The organism is Nocardioides aestuarii (assembly GCF_039527245.1).
GTDB lineage: Bacteria > Actinomycetota > Actinomycetes > Propionibacteriales > Nocardioidaceae > Nocardioides > Nocardioides aestuarii.
On the sequence record NZ_BAAAJT010000002.1, the window covers coordinates 800,083 to 814,248 of the forward strand.

Sequence of the window (14,166 nt, forward strand, 5' to 3'; positions counted from 1 at the left end):
GGCGGTGTCGGGTGGATCAGGCGGCGAGGGCCGCCCGGATCCGGGAGACGAGGCTCTTCGGCTCGTCCCGGTGGGAGGTGGGACGCGGACGGTGGGTGGCCCGCGCCTTCTCCTCGATGGCCTCCCCCACGACGTGGGCGCGGGGGTCGGCGAGCCCGGACTGGCCGGCCATCACGGCCAGCCACGTCCGCTCCTTGCGGGTGGCGGTCGCCATGGCGCGGGCCATGGCGTCGTCGAGGGGGTGGTCCCGGTGGCGGTCGACGACCGCACGGATGCCGGGCAGCTCGTCGGCGGTCGCGTGCCACGCGGACACGACGGCTGCCTCGAGGTCGAGCGGCTGGTGGGCGAGCTCGCGGTCGATGCGACCGGCGAGGCGGGTGTGCCAGCGCAGCTGGAGGGCACCGAGCAGGTCGAGCTCGTCGCGGAACGCGGCGGCCACGCCGTCGACGTCCAGCGGGAGGGCGCCGTCGCGGCGCCGGTCGGCGGCGTCGGACACGTCGCGGAGGATCTCTCCCCGCGAGCGGGAAATGGGGGACGTCGGGGCGGTCGAGGTCATGTGCTGAGTCATGGTCTGCTCCTCAGGTGGTTCCAACAGCAACATACCGTCGGTACGTACTCAGAGTACGGAGACATACTCTGAGTATGCAAAGAGTCGCGAGCGTGTTCCCGATCACCTGTGACGCCCTACACTCAGCCGGATGACCAAGGCGAGCGTGTCCAAGCTGGTGCCCCGCGTGCCCTCGCGGCGGCAGCAGTACTCCCAGGCGACACGACGAGCCCTCATCGAGATGGGCGAGGAGCTCTTCACCGAGCACGGCTACTCCGCCGCCTCCCTCGACCAGATCGTCGCGGGCGCGGAGGTCACCAAGGGCGCGCTCTACCACCACTTCAGCGGCAAGCAGGCCCTCTTCGAGGCGGTCTTCGAGAAGGTCGAGGGCGAGGCGTCGCGGACGATCCAGGAGTCCCTCAAGGGACACCAGGACCCGTGGGACAAGGCGATCGCCGGCCTGCGCCAGTTCCTCGTCGTCGTCCAGCAGCCGGCCTACCGCCGGATCGTGATCCTGGAGGGGCCGGCGGTCCTCGGCTACGCGCGCTACCGCGAGCAGGAGGAGCGCTCGGCCTACACCCACGTCTACGACATCGTCGACTCGGTCCTCGAGGCCGGTTCGTGGGAGCTCGACGAGCCGATGGTCGAGACCTTCGCCCGGATCTTCTTCGGCGCCATGTCGTCGGCCGGCGAGGCCGTGTCGACCGCCGACGACCCCGAGACCGCCGCCGCCCGGGTCGAGGCCGCCATCACCTTCATCCTCGCCGGCTTCCAGGCCCTCGCCGAGCAGGGCGACGACGGCCCCACGTCCTGACGCGGCGTGGGGCGGAGGGTCACCTCCAGGTGACGTTGCCGGCCGCGCGCGGGACCAGCTCGATCCAGGTGTGGCCGGCCGGGACGGTGAGCTTGCCCTTCTTCGTGGACAGGCTGATGGTGTCCTCCAGGCCGTTCTTCTCCCAGCTCCCCTTCACGACCTTGCCGCCGTGGAAGATCAGCGCCTCACCCGTGCCGTCGAACTTCGTCTCGGGGACGGGGTTGCCGGCCGGGTCGGTGTAGCCGGCGTCGCCGACCTCGACCCGGAGCACCAGCACGGTGTCGGTCGGGAACTGGTCGTCGGGGGCGGCGAACGAGTTGTCGTTGACGTAGCCGCCGTCGCGGTAGGCCCACGAGGTCACGTGGTTGCCGAAGCTGGCGTCGACCGAGGTCGCCTTCTTGCCCTTCGGCAGGTCGGCCTCGTCGCCCCACGGCAGGTAGTCGTCGGGACGCGCCTCCTCCCCCGGCTTCTGCGCGTCCAGCAGGTCGGTGAGGTTGGCCATTAGGTTGTAGGGCGCCGAGCGGTCGCCGGCGCGGGAGAACCCGGCCGCGCCCTCGCCGAAGAACTTGATGCCCGCGCCCTGGATCCGCTTGATCGTCACGGGGGCAGCACCACTGGTCACGACCTGCGCGTCGACGGGCGACACGATGCCGATGTCGCTGGCGCGCATCGAACGGACCGGACCGACGGTCCCGGGGATCTCGGAGTAGAAGAAGGCCGCCAGGCGGGTGGTGCCGCCCTCGACCAGCTCCTCGACGACCATGTCGGCCGAGCCCAGCCCGAGCTGCGGGGCGCTGCTCGAGGTGTTGTCGATCTTGGTCACCATCACCGGGTGCGTCTGCGCGGAGGAGTCGTCACCCTCGACGTCGAGGCCGGTCAGCGGCCACGTCTGGTCGAACTGCGAGCCGCCGGCGATCTCCTGGCCCTCGGGGCCGGTCTCGGGGGCGGGCTCCTCGTCGCCCCCACAGCCGGCCAGCACCAGGCTGGCAGCGAGAAGGCCGGTGGCGAGCAGGGTGGCGTGGGGGCGCAGTCGTCGCACGGGACGTGCTCCGTTCGTTCGGGGGTGGTGCGGGTTCAGTGTGCGTGGTCGCCGCGCGGCGCGCGGGCAGGCGCGCCCGGACGAGGGCGGCTATCTAGAGTAGATCGGTCGACTTTGCGGGCCGACCCGGGTCAGTCGAGGGTCGCGCCGCCGTCGACGTAGAGCGTCTGGCCGGTGATGTAGGACGCCTCGTCGCTGCAGAGGAAGGCGGCGGTGGCCGCGATGTCCTCGGGGTAGCCGACGCGGCGGACCGGGTTCGACTCGCCGCTCAGCTTGCGGAACTCCTCGACGGGCAGGCCGAGCCGCGCGGCGGTCGCGTCGGTCATGTCGGTGGCGATGAAGCCGGGCGCGATCGCGTTGGCGTTGACGCCGAAGGGACCGAGCTCGATCCCGAGGGTGCGGGTGAAGCCCTGGATGCCCATCTTCGCGGCCGAGTAGTTGGCCTGGCCGCGGTTGCCGAGCGCGGAGACGCTCGAGAGGTTGAGGATCTTGCCGAACTTCTGGGCGACGAAGTGCTTCTGGGCCGCCCGGGTCATGAGGAAGGCGCCCTTGAGGTGGACGTTCATCACGAGGTCCCAGTCCTCGTCGGTCATCTTGAACAGCAGGTTGTCGCGGGTGATGCCGGCGTTGTTGACCAGCACGTGGATCCCGCCGAGGTCGGAGACCACCTTCTCCACGGCCGCCTCGACCGCGGCCGAGTCGCTGACGTCGCAGCCGATGCCGAGGTGGCTGGTGCGCGGGTGGTCGGCGCCGGGCAGCGCCGCGGCGGCCTTCTTCGCGGCCTCGGGGTCGAGGTCGACGACCGCGACCCGGGCACCCTCCTGCGCGAAGCGCTGGGCGATGGCGTAGCCGATGCCGCGTGCGGCTCCGGTGACGAGGGCGATCCGTCCGTCGTACCGACCCATGCTGATGACTCCTGTCGTGCTCGGGGTGCGTCCGACCGGTCACTCTAGGACGGCGACCGGTCGCGGGGGGACCGGGGTGGCTCAGCCCGCCTCGGTGAGCGAGGCCAGGACCGCCTCGCCGATGTCGGCGCTCTCTGCCCGGTCGGGGGTGCTCACGGTGATGGTGACGACCTGGTCGCCGAGCGGCACGAGGTAGGAGATGCCCTCGACGAGGTTGGGCTCGACCTGGAGCGAGTAGTCCACGGCCGTGACGTCGTCGATGCCGGCGTCGGGGTGGCTCACGTCGTTGACGGTCGCGCCCATCTGGGAGAACTGCTGCTCGATGACCTTGTCGTCGGGCAGCTGGCCGTCCTGCTGGAGGACGTTGATGTTGGAGAGGAAGCCGTCCTGCGGCCCGTCGCCGTCGACGACGAAGAGGTCGACCGCAGCGATGGTCCGCTGGAGCTCTTCGGCCGTGAGGCCGAGTCCCTCGGCGACGTCGGCGGTGTTCTCGCCGGAGACGTCGGCGTCCTTCGCGTCGAGGGCCTCCCAGCCGTCGGGCGCCTCGAAGCTGACGCCGGCGGCGGTGAACTCGTTGGCCGAGCCGCCTCGGTCACCGTTGCCGCCGTCGGAGCTCCCGGAGCCGTCCGAGCCGGAGCAGCCGGTCAGGGCCAGCGCGGCAGAGGCGAGGGCGGCGGTGAGGATGCGGGAGGTCCGAGTCATGCCGCACACGGTAGGCGACCTGCTCATGCGTCGCCCAATGCGGCCCGGAGCCGGGCTGCGTGGTCGGCAGCCTCGCCGGCGGCGTAGGTCGTGCGCGGCCAGAAGAAGCCGCGCAGCCCGTCGCCCTTCGTCCGCGGCACCACGTGGAGGTGGAGGTGGGGCACCGACTGGCTGACCGTGTTGTTCATCGCCACGAAGCTGCCCTGGGCGCCGAGGGCGACCTTGACGGCGACCGCGAGCCGCTGGGCGTGGGCCAGGAACGGGTCGCGGAGCGCGGCCGGGAGGTCGGGCAGCGTCTCGACGTGGTCGCGCGGCACGAGGAGGACGTGTCCCTTGAAGACCGGCCGGGTGTCGAGGAATCCGACGAAGTCGTCGTCCTCCAGCACCCGGTCGGCCTCGAGGTCGCCGGCGACGATCCGGCAGAAGACGCAGCCCGCGGCCATCTAGTCGCAGACCTCGTCACCGCAGGCGGCGGCCGGGACCCGGGCCACGCGACCCGACGGGGCCGGGACGTCGAAGTGCTGGGAGTCCTCGGTGCCGTAGGTCCAGCGGAAGCCGTGGTTGAGCATGATCCGGACGACGACGTGCTGGCGTGAGCGCCAGGCGACCCGCGCGTGGCTGCGGCTGGGCCACCAGCCGTTCGGGGTCCAGCCGTGCGAGGAGTGATAGGGGTTCTCCCACGTGTTGACGTCGAACGCGCGGCCGTAGGCGTGGGGCGAGCGGACGCCGGGTCGCCCGACGACGCTACGGCAGTTGAAGGCCGAGGTGTTGCCCGAGCGCATCGACTTGTAGTCGTCGGCACCGTCGAGCCGGCTCGACCAGCCGAACCGGTCGACGCGGTAGAGCGAGCGCAGCGGCAGCTCGCGGCGATACATCGCGGTGAGGGCGCCGCGGATGTTGTCGATCGCGTCGGTGCGAGCGACGACCTCGCCCCGGTGGCGGTAGCCGTCGTAGGACCAGTAGTTGATGCGCAGCAGGCGCAGCCCGCTGCGGCCGACCGGGCAGCCCCGGTGCCAGGAGCGTCCGGTCATCTGGCGCCACATCGCGTTCGGGATCGTCGAGACCGTCGGGTTGGCCCCCTCCCCCTTCGCGTGGGGCTGGTCGGGCAGGCTGATCGCCGGCCGTGGGGCGGCCCGCGGCAGCGTCACCGGCGTACCGGGGGGCAGGTTGTCGACCCGGTGGACGCGGCTCCGGTCGGCCCTCACCCAGTCGAGCCGGGGCGCCTTGACCCGCCACCGCGTGTCGGTCCGGGGCCTGATCTCGAGGACCGCGGACCCCTCGTCGTCCGTACGGAGCCGGCGGTACTTCTTCCAGTCGCCGCCCGGCAGCCGGCGCTGGAGCAGCACCCGGCCGCTGACCGGGGTGCCGTTGCCGGTCCGCCACCGCAGCCGGAGCTCGACGGTCTGCTCGTCGACGACCTTCCCCGGACCACCGACGGTGACGACACCGTTGCGCCGCTCCATCGGTGCGTCGTGGCGGCCGGACCGCGCGGCGGCGTACGTCGCGTCGCCCTCGAAGCGCGCCCGGAAGGCGTTGTCGGCCGCGTCGCGTGCGAGTGGCTGGAGGACCTCGGCGCGGCCCGCGTCGTCGGTGACCAGCAGCGCGACCTCGGACCACGTCCCGTCGACCCGGCGCTCGAGGTGGACCGCGGCCCCGACGACCGGCGTCGCGTCCTCGGCGACGAGCTCGACCGAGACCGGCACCTCCTGGTCTGCGAAAGCAGCAGGGCTGTCGACGGTCAGCGTCGTCGCGAGCGGATCGGCGGCGTGGGCCGGCAGGCCGCTGACCACGAGGGTCGCGACGAGCATGAGGACGAACGCGGACAGTCTCCCGAGGACCATGCCCGCGATTGTGCCTTGCTCACTTCCCCTGGTGGTGCACGCGGTCGATCGACGCGGCGAGCGCGACGACGAGCCCGACGAGGAGCAGCCCGACGACCCAGGACGGGACGCCTGCCACGAGCACGCCGTGGAGCACCGTCCACAGCCAGAAGCTGCCGACGACGACCACCAGCACCGCGAGCCCGACGACCACCAGGCGCGACGCCATGGTCGGCTCCCCACCCAGGTCCGTCATGGAACCCATCGTCGGGCCGCGTGGGGAGCCGCGACAGGCCATCGGCGCGTTCTTTGCTCCCACGGGTCGAAGATCCCCCGAGGCGGCTACTCCCGCGTGGCCGGAACGGGCCATGGCGCTCGGGGACCCTTCCCCCGAACTGGGTACGCCGCCGTCAGGGGCTTCCAGCGCGCAGCACGCTGCGACCGTTCTCGGGACTACCCTCCCTCACATGCCGGAGTCGGGCAGCGGTGCTGTCGCAGCCGGCCCCGGTCCGTGGCGTCGGGGCTGGCTCGTGGTGCGGTCCCTGGTCGGGTTCCGGACCGTGGCCGCACTCGCCCTGCTCGCGTCGTGGGTGCTGCTGCCCGACGTGCGGGCCCAGGTCCTGACCGCCTTCGGGGTAGCCCTGGTCGCCCTCGCCGCCGCCGAGGCGTTCACGGCATCACGCCTCGCGCCCGCGGGCCGCCCGGCGGCGTTGCTCCGGGCGGCGGCACCGGCGGCTGGTGCGGCGGTGCTCCTGGTGGGTGAGCTCGACGACGTTGCCCGGCTCCCGGTCGCGGCCGGCGCGGTGCTCGTCGTGCGTGGCCTCGCCGACCTGCTCGCTGCGCGCCTCGTCGGTCGCCAGTGCGGTTCGACCGGCTGGCTGACCGGGCTCGGGCTCGCCGGAGCGGGTGTCGGCGCGGCCGGACTCGTCCTGACGGACACCTTCGGCCAGGCCGCGGTGGTGGTGCTGGGCGTCGCCTGGCTGGCCGGCGCGCCGGCCTCGCTGCTCCTCCCGGCCCACCCGTCCTCCGGACGGCTCACGACGGCGCCCGTGCCGGGCGTCGCGACGATGCCGCTCCCCCGGCGCGGCGCCCTGGCCGACGGCGTCTACTTCGAGGCCGCTGACGCACGGAGCCGCCTGGTGCGGTTCACGGTCCTGCTCACGGTCGCGACCGTCATCGCGACGTACGGCGTGCTGGGGGGATCGGTCGCCGCCGTGATCGGCGCGATGATCGTGGCGCCGCTGATGATGCCGATCCAGGCACTCGCCGTCGCGATCGTGGCGGGCTCGACCCGCCAGGCCCGGATCTCGGCGCTCGTGCTGGGCCTGGGTGTCCTGCTCGTCGTCGTGCTCTCGACGTTCCTGGCGTCGACCTTCCGCGACCTCGAGGTCGCGCTGCTGAACGACCAGGTCAGCGGACGCACCAACCCCGCGCTGACGGACCTGGCGGTGGCGGTCGCCGCCGGCGTCGCCGGCGGATTCGCCCTGCTGCGCGACGACGTCGCCGACTCGTTGCCCGGTGTCGCGATCGCCGTTTCGCTGGTGCCGCCGCTCTGCGTCTCGGGTGCCCTCCTCGCGGGCGGGGACGTCCGGCTCTCGGCTGGCGCGTTCCTGCTCTTCGCGGTGAACTTCGTCGCCATCGTCGTCTCGACGAGTGTCGTGCTGGTGCTCGGCGGGTTCGGGTCACCCGAGCCCGGCGATGGACGCCCCTTGGTCACGTGGGGCCTCGGGTTCGCCCTGGCGATGGTCGTCACCGCGGTCCCGCTCGGACTGTCGGGCGTCGAGACCCTGGAGCGCGAGACCGTGGAGAGCGCCGTCCGGCTCGAGCTCGTTGACTGGCTCGACTCGGACGAGCCCGTCGACGTGCTGGACCTCCGGGTCGAGGGCGACACGGTGGCCGTGCTCATCGCCTCGGTGGACCGCCCGCCCGCGACGGCGAGCCTGGAGGCGGCGGTCTCCGACGCCGTCGGGCACGCTGTCACGGTCGAGGTCCACTGGCTGGCTGCGGACAGGCTCGACTGAGGATCGCCCTCGCTGTCGTGCTCGACGGGCTGGAGAGTGTCCGGACATGACGACGCCCCGGATCTTGCTTGACGTCAAGCAAGATCCGGGGCGTCAGTCAGTCAGTGGAGCTGCGGGGAATCGAACCCCGGTCCTCGAGCGCCGAACCAGGTCTTCTCCGGGTGCAGTCAGTGATGTCGCTTTTCTCGGCCCCGTGGCTCGCACTGACACGTCCACGACAGGCTCAGTCAGGAAAAAGTCCCGCTCAACCCTCCTGACAGGAGTTGAGCAGCAAGTCTCCTAGTCGACGCCAGGGTCCGGGCCGGAGACGGATACCCGGTCTGACGCTTCGATCACCGCTCAGGCGGCGAGAGCGAAGGAACTGCGCTTGGAGTTGGCAGTTGTTGGTTTCCAGCGACTTTTACGAGATGGCGCTGGCTTCTCGACCCGCTTCCCCTGGAACTAGCGTCCCAAGTCGAAACCGATCAGCCCCTCTGGTGTTGTCAAGCAGCCCGGCGGACCGGGCGTCAGGTCAGTCTACGGGTCAACGCCGACGGGCCCCACTCGATTCCCCTCCGGCTGGCCCTAGGAGGCGTCCGAGGAGGTCGCTGCCTCGAGGGCCTTCCCGTCCACGGCGCGCTTGATGACCGCCTCGAGGTCGAGGCCGGTGGTGGTCTTGAGCATCGACAGGGTCTGCACGACGTTGTCGGTGACCTGCTTCGGCAACGCCCCCGCGCCGTCCGCCGAGACGATGGTGAGCTCGTCGATCGCGCTGATCGGCGCCGCGACCTCATGGGCGATCTTCGGCAGCACCTCGATCAGCATCTGGAGCACCGCGGCCTCGTTGTACTGGGCAAAGGCCGCGGCCCGCTTGTCCATGGCCTCCGCCTCGGCCTGGCCCACCGCCAGGGTCGCGGCGGCCTGCGCCTCACCCTCGGCACGGGTCGCGTCGGCCTCGGCGGTACGGCGGGCCTTCTCGGCCTCACCGCGCTTGGCACCCTCGATGGCCTCCGCCTCGGCGAGCGCCGAGCGCCGGGCCTTCTCGGCCTCACCGGTGAGACGGGCCTCCTCGGCCTTCGCCTGCGCGCTCGCGATCGTCGACGCCTTGCGCGCCTCGGCCGCAGCGATCTCGGCGGACCGGTTCGCCTCGGCCTCCTGCTCCACCTTGTAGCGCGCCGCGTCGGCCGGCTTGCGGACCTCGGTCTCGAGGTTGCGCTCGGTCAGCGAGGCACGGCGTACGGCGACCTTCTCCTGCTCGGTGAGGATCGCCTGGTCGCGGTCGGCCTGGGCGAGCGGGCCGGACGCGGCGGCCTGGGCGGCGGCCGCGTCGGTCTCGGCCTTGATCTCGGCCTGCTTCAGCGCGAGCGTCCGCTGGCTGACGGCGATCTCCTGCTCGGCCGCGATCTGGGCCTGCTCGGCGGCCTGCCGCGCGTTGGCCTCGGCGATCCTCGCCGCCTGGCTGACGCGGGCGGCCTCCGGGCGACCGAGGTCGGCGAGATAGCTGCCGTCGTCGGTGACGTCCTGGATCTGGAAGGTGTCGAGGATCAGCCCCTGACCGGTGAGGGAGTTCTCCGACTCGTCGGCGACGCGCTGGGCGAAGGCCGCGCGGTCCCGGATGATCTGCTCGACCGTCAGGCCGCCCACGATGGAGCGCAGCGCACCGGCGAGCACCTCCTGGGTGAACGGCTCGACGTCCTGCTGCTGGCTGAGGAACCGCTGTGCGGCGAGCCGGATCTGGTCGGCGTTGCCGCCGACCTTGACGATGGCGACGCCCTCGACGTTGAGCTTGATGCCCTGGCCCGAGACGGCACCCCGGATCTGCACCGAGATCCGGCGGCTCGAGAGGTCCATGGTGGCGAGCTTCTGGACGAACGGGATGACGAACGTGCCGCCGCCGAGGATGACCTTCTGGCCCGACAGGTCCGTCGTCAGGGCCCCGGTCTCCGGGTTGAGCACGGCCTTGCCCTTGCGCCCGGTCACGATGAACGCCTGGTTGGGGCCGGCGACCTTGTAGCGGCTGGTGACCAGCAGCACCAGGAGCACGAAGAGGAGGAGGAAGCCGAGGACAGGGACGAGCACGCCGAGGTTGAGGTCCACGAGGAGGGTGCCTTTCAGATCTGCTCTGTCGAGAGGGGAGCGACGGTGACCGCGGTCGGGGACAGCACGCCCGTCACGTGGGCAGGGGTTCCGGAGGGGATGGCGACGTCGGAGCTCGCGTTGAGCCGGAGCACGTGCTCGCCCACGCGGACGCGGACGACACCGAAGCCGACCGCGGGGATGTCGGTGATCACGACGGCGTCGTGGCCCACCAGGTCGTCGGCCCCGAGCGACTCACCGCTGCCGCCGCCGCGGACGGCGCGGGTCAGCCACGCAGCGAACCAGCCCGCGAGGACCCCGGTGACCGCGCCCACGGGCAGCGCGACCAGGTGGGGAGCGCCGACCCCGATGGCCAGCGCGCCGCCGAACCCGAACGCGGAGACGAAGCCGCCGAGCACCGCCGTGGAGATCCAGTCGGCGCTCAGCGCGTCGAAGGCACCGTCGAGGAGGTCGGCGAAGAGGAGGGAGACCGCGAGCAGCACGAGCCCGACGACCCCGATGACGAGATACGTCGTCACTGCACCCGCTCCCCCGTGGACCCCGTTGTGGACGCCCACCCTAGACGGTGCCCCGCGCGGCGGGGCGGCAATCGGCCAAGTGCCCGACGATCGACTCCCGGGCCGCTTCAGAGCAGCAGGGAGGCGGCGTTGTCCCACGTGACGGCGTCGAGCCAGTCCTGCCCCAGGTCGAGCCGCTCGAGCGCCTCGAGCTGCGTGGCGTAGGGGTAGGGGATGTTCGGGAAGTCGCTGCCGAGGAACACCCGGCCGGCGAGCCCGAGGTCCCGCAGCCGCGGCAGCAGTAGGTCGGGGTAGGGCGCTCCCATGTCGGCGAAGAAGTCCGTGAAGGCCATGGTCGTGTCGAGCCCGACCCGCTCGTGCTGCTCGGCGAGGGCGAGGAACTCGGCGTACTCCGGCGCACCGGCGTGGGCGATGACCAGCCGCAGCCGGGGGTGGCGGGAGAGAAGGTCGGCCACCGGACCGGGGCCGGTGTGCTCGGTGCCGACGGGACCGGAGCCGGCGTGGATGACCACGGGCGCTCCGTCGTCCGCCAGCAGGCCCCACGCCTCGTCGAGCAGCGGGTCGCGGACGTCGAACGCCCCGACCTGGACGTGCACCTTCCAGACCTGCGTGCCGGCGGCGATCCGCCTCCCGATGTACGCCGCCGCGTCGGGCTCCGGGTAGAAGGTCGCGCAGCGCAGCGCCTCGGGGACCCGGTCCGCGAAGTCGGCCGTCCAGTCGTTGAGGAACTCCGCCATCCCGGGCTTGTGGGCGTAGGCCAGCGCGGTGAAGTGGCGGACCCCCAGCCCGCGCAGGACGCCGACCAGGGCCTCGTCGGGGTCGCGGTAGTGCAGCGGCCACGGCCGGCCGATCAGGGGGCCGGCGGAGTCGAACTGGGCCCGGACCTTCGCCATCACCCGCGGAGGGAGGAAGTGGGTGTGGAGGTCGAACAGCCGACGCTCAGTCACTCATGCCCTTCAGGTGACGCCCCAGCGCCTGCTGCTTCTCGCGCTCGGCGGTGCGGGTCGCGATCGTCTGGCGCTTGTCGTAGGCCTTCTTGCCTCGCGCGAGCGCGATCTCGACCTTGGCCCGGCCGTCCTTGAAGTAGAGGGAGAGCGGGACGAGCGTGTAGCCCTTCTCCGAGGTCTTGCGCTCGATCTTGTCGATCTCCGAGCGGTGGAGCAGCAGCTTGCGCTTGCGCCGGGCGGAGTGGTTGGTCCACGTCCCCTGGGAGTACTCGGGGATGTGGACCCCCAGCAGCCACGCCTCGCCACGGTCGACCTCGGCGAAGCCGTCGACGAGGGACGCGCGACCCTGCCGCAGCGACTTCACCTCGGTGCCGACCAGGACCAGCCCGGCCTCGAAGGTGTCGTCGATGTGGTAGTCGTGCCGCGCCTTCTTGTTCTGCGCGACGATCTTGTGCCCCTGCTCCCTGGCCATCCGGCCATTCTCCCAGAGCGGGGCAATCCGGTGTGCGGGGGCGGCTACATGTAGTTCATCGGGTTCACGGGCTTGCCGTTGGCGAGCACCGTGAAGTGGAGGTGGCAGGCCGTGGACCAGCCGGTGTCGCCGACCTTGCCGATGGCCTGTCCGCGCGAGACCTGCTGACCGATCGAGACGCCGTAGGACGACGCGTGGTTGTAGACGATCGTGAGGTTGGCGCCGTTGACCTTGCCGACGTAGACGAAGAGCCGGTTGCCGTAGACGGAGTCGTAGTACTTCGCCACGACCCTGCCGGATGCGGCCGCCAGCATCGTCAGCCCGCAACCGCCGCCGAAGTCGGTGCCGTTGTGGAGTCCGTAGTAGCCGTAGATCGGGTGGACGCGCATCCCGAACGGCGAGGTGACGTAGCCGCCCTGGACCGGCGAGCCGAGGAAGCCGCCGGCTGCGCCGCGGTAGCCGCCGGAGGAGCGAGCGGCCATCCGGGCGATCCGGTCCTTGATGTCCTGCTCGCGCGACTTGAGCCGCTGGAGCGCCTTCATGTCGCGGGCCTTGACCGCTGCGGCGGCGGCCTTGGCGTCGCGCCGCTCCGTCACGACCGAGCGGACCGCCGCCCGCGCGTCGCGGGCCTGGACGGTGAGGTCGCGCATCACGATCAGGTGGTCGGCCGCCTCCTGGCGTCGCTTCGCGACCGCGGCCTCCGCCTCCTCGCGCTGGTCCGTGCGGACCTGGAGCAGGACCTCGGCCGCACGCAGCTCGTCGTAGGCCGAGGTCTGCCGGCCCACCATCACGCTCTCGCCCTCCTGGGTCCAGGTCAGGTCGGCGGGGTCCTTCGCCTGGATCATCGAGGAGAACGCCTCGAGCCGCGGGTCACCCTCCTGGTAAATCTCCGCGATCATGTCGGTGACGGCCTGCCGCTGGTCCTCGACGTCGGCCTGTCCCTGGACGAGGTCGGCCTCGGCCTGGTCGAGCCGCGCCTGCGCGAGCTCCAGCGCCTCCTGCATCTCCTGGTCACGGACCTGCGCCGCACCGAGCTTGGTCTTCGCGCTCGCCAGCTCGCCCCGGGCGACGTCGAGCCGCTGCTGGGCCGCCTGCAGCGCGCCGTAGGCCCGCTGGTAGCGGCGGCTGGACTCCTCCAGCGCGTGGTCGGCGCTCTCGACCTTCTTCTCGACCCGCTTCTGGCGGTCGTGGATGTCGTCAGCGTGTGCGAGGGGGACGCTCACCGCGCCGATCGCCAGCGCGGCAGCAAGACCTGCTGCGGCCAGGCGACGGCGTGCGGTACGGGGGAAGGAACGCACCGGTCAGCCTTCGTCTTCGGGGATGTCGGGCGAGACGACCGTAGACCAGCGTGATCAGACTTTGAGGTATTTGCGTGTCAGCACGAGTGTCGGGAGCAGCGTGAGGACCGGGCCGAGGGCCGCGACCACCACGAGGGCCATGAGGTACTCGTCCCAGCCGACCCACGGGATGAACCGTGCGAAGTCGGTCAGCCGCTGCTCGACACCGAAGTACATGAACGCCGCCATGGAGCCCGCGGCCAGCGCGACGCCGAGCAGCGCGGTCACCAGGGCCTCGAGGAGGAACGGCAGCGCGATGTAGAGCGTCGAGGCGCCCACCAGCCGCATGATCCCGATCTCCTTGCGGCGCGCGAGCGCTGCCAGCCGGATCGTGTTGGCGACCAGCAGCAGGGCTGCGACCACCAGGAAGACCGCCGTGATGAACGAGCCGACCTGGAGCATCTCCATGCCGTTGAGGATCGGGCCGACCGTGGCCCGTTGGTCACGCACGGAGCCGACGCCGTCGAGGCCCTGCACCGCGCTGATGATGCCCTCGTACTGGTCGGGATTGTCGAGCGTGATCCAGATCGACTTCGCCATGTCGTCGGCCGACGCGGCGGCGTTGGGACCGACGAACCGCTCCTCACCGAAGAGCTCCTTGACCTTCTCGAACGCCACCTCCTTCGACTCGACGTAGTAGCTCGCGACGTCGGGGTTGTCCCCGACGGTCTTCTCGATGGCCTCCTGCTGCGCCGGGGTGACCTCGGTCGGGCAGGCGGGGTTCTCGTCGCCGTCGCGGCAGAGGAAGACGGTGACCTGGAGCTCGTTGCCCCACTGGTCGGCCATCCGCTCGGCCTGCTGGTTGAGCAGGACGCCGAGTCCGACGAGGGTCAGGGACACGAAGAGGGTCAGGATCACCGCGAGGTGCATCGACAGGTTGCGTCGCAGGCCCTGGCCGAGCTCGGAGAAGACGTAGCGCAGCTGCATGGTGGGGGTGTGTGCTCCTGTTGCGGGGAGTCGGGTGCGGT

15 protein-coding genes and 1 other RNA gene are annotated in these 14,166 nt (G+C 71.5%); 2 read left to right on the plus strand and 14 right to left on the minus strand.

The features are described from left to right. Positions 1 to 16: 16 nt before the first annotated feature. Complete coding sequence (locus ABD091_RS04055; protein ID WP_343915863.1) at positions 17 to 568, minus strand: hypothetical protein; 552 nt, start codon at positions 566 to 568, stop codon at positions 17 to 19. Between the two features lie 130 nt (positions 569 to 698). Here ABD091_RS04055 and ABD091_RS04060 point away from each other — a divergent pair, with 130 nt between their 5' ends. Further along, entirely contained in the window at positions 699 to 1,361 is a 663-nt protein-coding gene (locus ABD091_RS04060) for a TetR/AcrR family transcriptional regulator (protein ID WP_343915864.1), read from the plus strand. Between the two features lie 19 nt (positions 1,362 to 1,380). On the opposite strand, the gene ABD091_RS04065 is transcribed toward ABD091_RS04060, so the two are convergent. The 6 genes from ABD091_RS04065 to ABD091_RS04090 all read right to left on the minus strand — a co-directional run bounded on the left by ABD091_RS04065 (position 1,381) and on the right by ABD091_RS04090 (position 6,083). Next, entirely contained in the window at positions 1,381 to 2,400 is a 1,020-nt protein-coding gene (locus tag ABD091_RS04065; RefSeq protein WP_343915865.1) for a DUF3048 domain-containing protein, read from the minus strand. Positions 2,401 to 2,531: 131 nt separating this feature from the next. After that, a complete protein-coding gene (gene fabG, locus ABD091_RS04070) occupies positions 2,532 to 3,305 on the minus strand; it encodes a 3-oxoacyl-ACP reductase FabG (protein ID WP_343915866.1) in 774 nt (257 codons plus the stop codon). An 81-nt stretch (positions 3,306 to 3,386) separates the two neighbouring features. After that, entirely contained in the window at positions 3,387 to 4,007 is a 621-nt protein-coding gene (locus ABD091_RS04075; protein ID WP_343915867.1) for a hypothetical protein, read from the minus strand. Between the two features lie 23 nt (positions 4,008 to 4,030). Continuing rightward, complete coding sequence (locus ABD091_RS04080; RefSeq protein WP_343915868.1) at positions 4,031 to 4,450, minus strand: HIT family protein; 420 nt, start codon at positions 4,448 to 4,450, stop codon at positions 4,031 to 4,033. Then, positions 4,451 to 5,848 (minus strand): M15 family metallopeptidase, encoded by a 1,398-nt coding sequence (locus tag ABD091_RS04085; protein WP_343915869.1) that lies wholly within the window; start codon positions 5,846 to 5,848, stop codon positions 4,451 to 4,453. It lies immediately after the preceding gene. Positions 5,849 to 5,867: 19 nt separating this feature from the next. Further along, positions 5,868 to 6,083 carry a hypothetical protein gene (locus ABD091_RS04090; RefSeq protein ID WP_343915870.1) on the minus strand — a complete coding sequence of 72 codons (216 nt, stop codon included), beginning with the start codon at positions 6,081 to 6,083 and terminating at the stop codon, positions 5,868 to 5,870. A gap of 211 nt (positions 6,084 to 6,294) precedes the next feature. On the opposite strand from ABD091_RS04090, the gene ABD091_RS04095 reads away from it, so the two are divergent. Then, positions 6,295 to 7,848 (plus strand): DUF389 domain-containing protein, encoded by a 1,554-nt coding sequence (locus ABD091_RS04095; RefSeq protein WP_343915871.1) that lies wholly within the window; start codon positions 6,295 to 6,297, stop codon positions 7,846 to 7,848. Positions 7,849 to 7,950: 102 nt separating this feature from the next. Here ABD091_RS04095 and ssrA read toward each other — a convergent pair. From ssrA to ftsX, 7 genes are all read right to left on the minus strand, one after another. Further along, positions 7,951 to 8,320, minus strand: a transfer-messenger RNA (tmRNA) gene (gene ssrA, locus ABD091_RS04100). A gap of 92 nt (positions 8,321 to 8,412) precedes the next feature. Then, on the minus strand, positions 8,413 to 9,924 hold the full coding sequence (locus ABD091_RS04105) for a flotillin family protein (protein WP_343915872.1): 1,512 nt from the start codon (positions 9,922 to 9,924) through the stop codon (positions 8,413 to 8,415). Positions 9,925 to 9,938: 14 nt separating this feature from the next. Then, entirely contained in the window at positions 9,939 to 10,442 is a 504-nt protein-coding gene (locus ABD091_RS04110; RefSeq protein WP_343915873.1) for a hypothetical protein, read from the minus strand. A 107-nt stretch (positions 10,443 to 10,549) separates the two neighbouring features. Continuing rightward, positions 10,550 to 11,389 carry an amidohydrolase family protein gene (locus ABD091_RS04115; protein ID WP_343915874.1) on the minus strand — a complete coding sequence of 280 codons (840 nt, stop codon included), beginning with the start codon at positions 11,387 to 11,389 and terminating at the stop codon, positions 10,550 to 10,552. Beyond that, positions 11,382 to 11,861 (minus strand): SsrA-binding protein SmpB, encoded by a 480-nt coding sequence (smpB, locus tag ABD091_RS04120; RefSeq protein ID WP_343915875.1) that lies wholly within the window; start codon positions 11,859 to 11,861, stop codon positions 11,382 to 11,384. Before smpB ends, ABD091_RS04115 begins: the two co-directional genes overlap by 8 nt. A gap of 44 nt (positions 11,862 to 11,905) precedes the next feature. Further along, the gene (locus ABD091_RS04125; protein ID WP_343915876.1) at positions 11,906 to 13,159 is read right to left on the minus strand and encodes a peptidoglycan DD-metalloendopeptidase family protein; all 1,254 of its coding nucleotides are present in this window, start codon (positions 13,157 to 13,159) and stop codon (positions 11,906 to 11,908) included. Positions 13,160 to 13,213: 54 nt separating this feature from the next. After that, on the minus strand, positions 13,214 to 14,125 hold the full coding sequence (gene ftsX / locus ABD091_RS04130; RefSeq protein ID WP_343915877.1) for a permease-like cell division protein FtsX: 912 nt from the start codon (positions 14,123 to 14,125) through the stop codon (positions 13,214 to 13,216). Between the last annotated feature and the right edge of the window lie 41 nt (positions 14,126 to 14,166).

Excerpts from the sequence above, each read along its gene's own strand:
- ABD091_RS04055 (WP_343915863.1), bottom strand. The coding sequence starts at position 568 with ATGACTCAGCACATGACCTCGACCGCCCCGACGTCCCCCATTTCCCGC.
- ABD091_RS04060 (WP_343915864.1), top strand. The coding sequence starts at position 699 with ATGACCAAGGCGAGCGTGTCCAAGCTGGTGCCCCGCGTGCCCTCGCGG.
- fabG (WP_343915866.1), bottom strand. The coding sequence starts at position 3,305 with ATGGGTCGGTACGACGGACGGATCGCCCTCGTCACCGGAGCCGCACGC.
- ABD091_RS04075 (WP_343915867.1), bottom strand. The coding sequence starts at position 4,007 with ATGACTCGGACCTCCCGCATCCTCACCGCCGCCCTCGCCTCTGCCGCG.
- ABD091_RS04080 (WP_343915868.1), bottom strand. The coding sequence starts at position 4,450 with ATGGCCGCGGGCTGCGTCTTCTGCCGGATCGTCGCCGGCGACCTCGAG.
- ABD091_RS04085 (WP_343915869.1), bottom strand. The coding sequence starts at position 5,848 with ATGGTCCTCGGGAGACTGTCCGCGTTCGTCCTCATGCTCGTCGCGACC.
- ABD091_RS04090 (WP_343915870.1), bottom strand. The coding sequence starts at position 6,083 with ATGACGGACCTGGGTGGGGAGCCGACCATGGCGTCGCGCCTGGTGGTC.
- ABD091_RS04095 (WP_343915871.1), top strand. The coding sequence starts at position 6,295 with ATGCCGGAGTCGGGCAGCGGTGCTGTCGCAGCCGGCCCCGGTCCGTGG.
- smpB (WP_343915875.1), bottom strand. The coding sequence starts at position 11,861 with ATGGCCAGGGAGCAGGGGCACAAGATCGTCGCGCAGAACAAGAAGGCG.
- ftsX (WP_343915877.1), bottom strand. The coding sequence starts at position 14,125 with ATGCAGCTGCGCTACGTCTTCTCCGAGCTCGGCCAGGGCCTGCGACGC.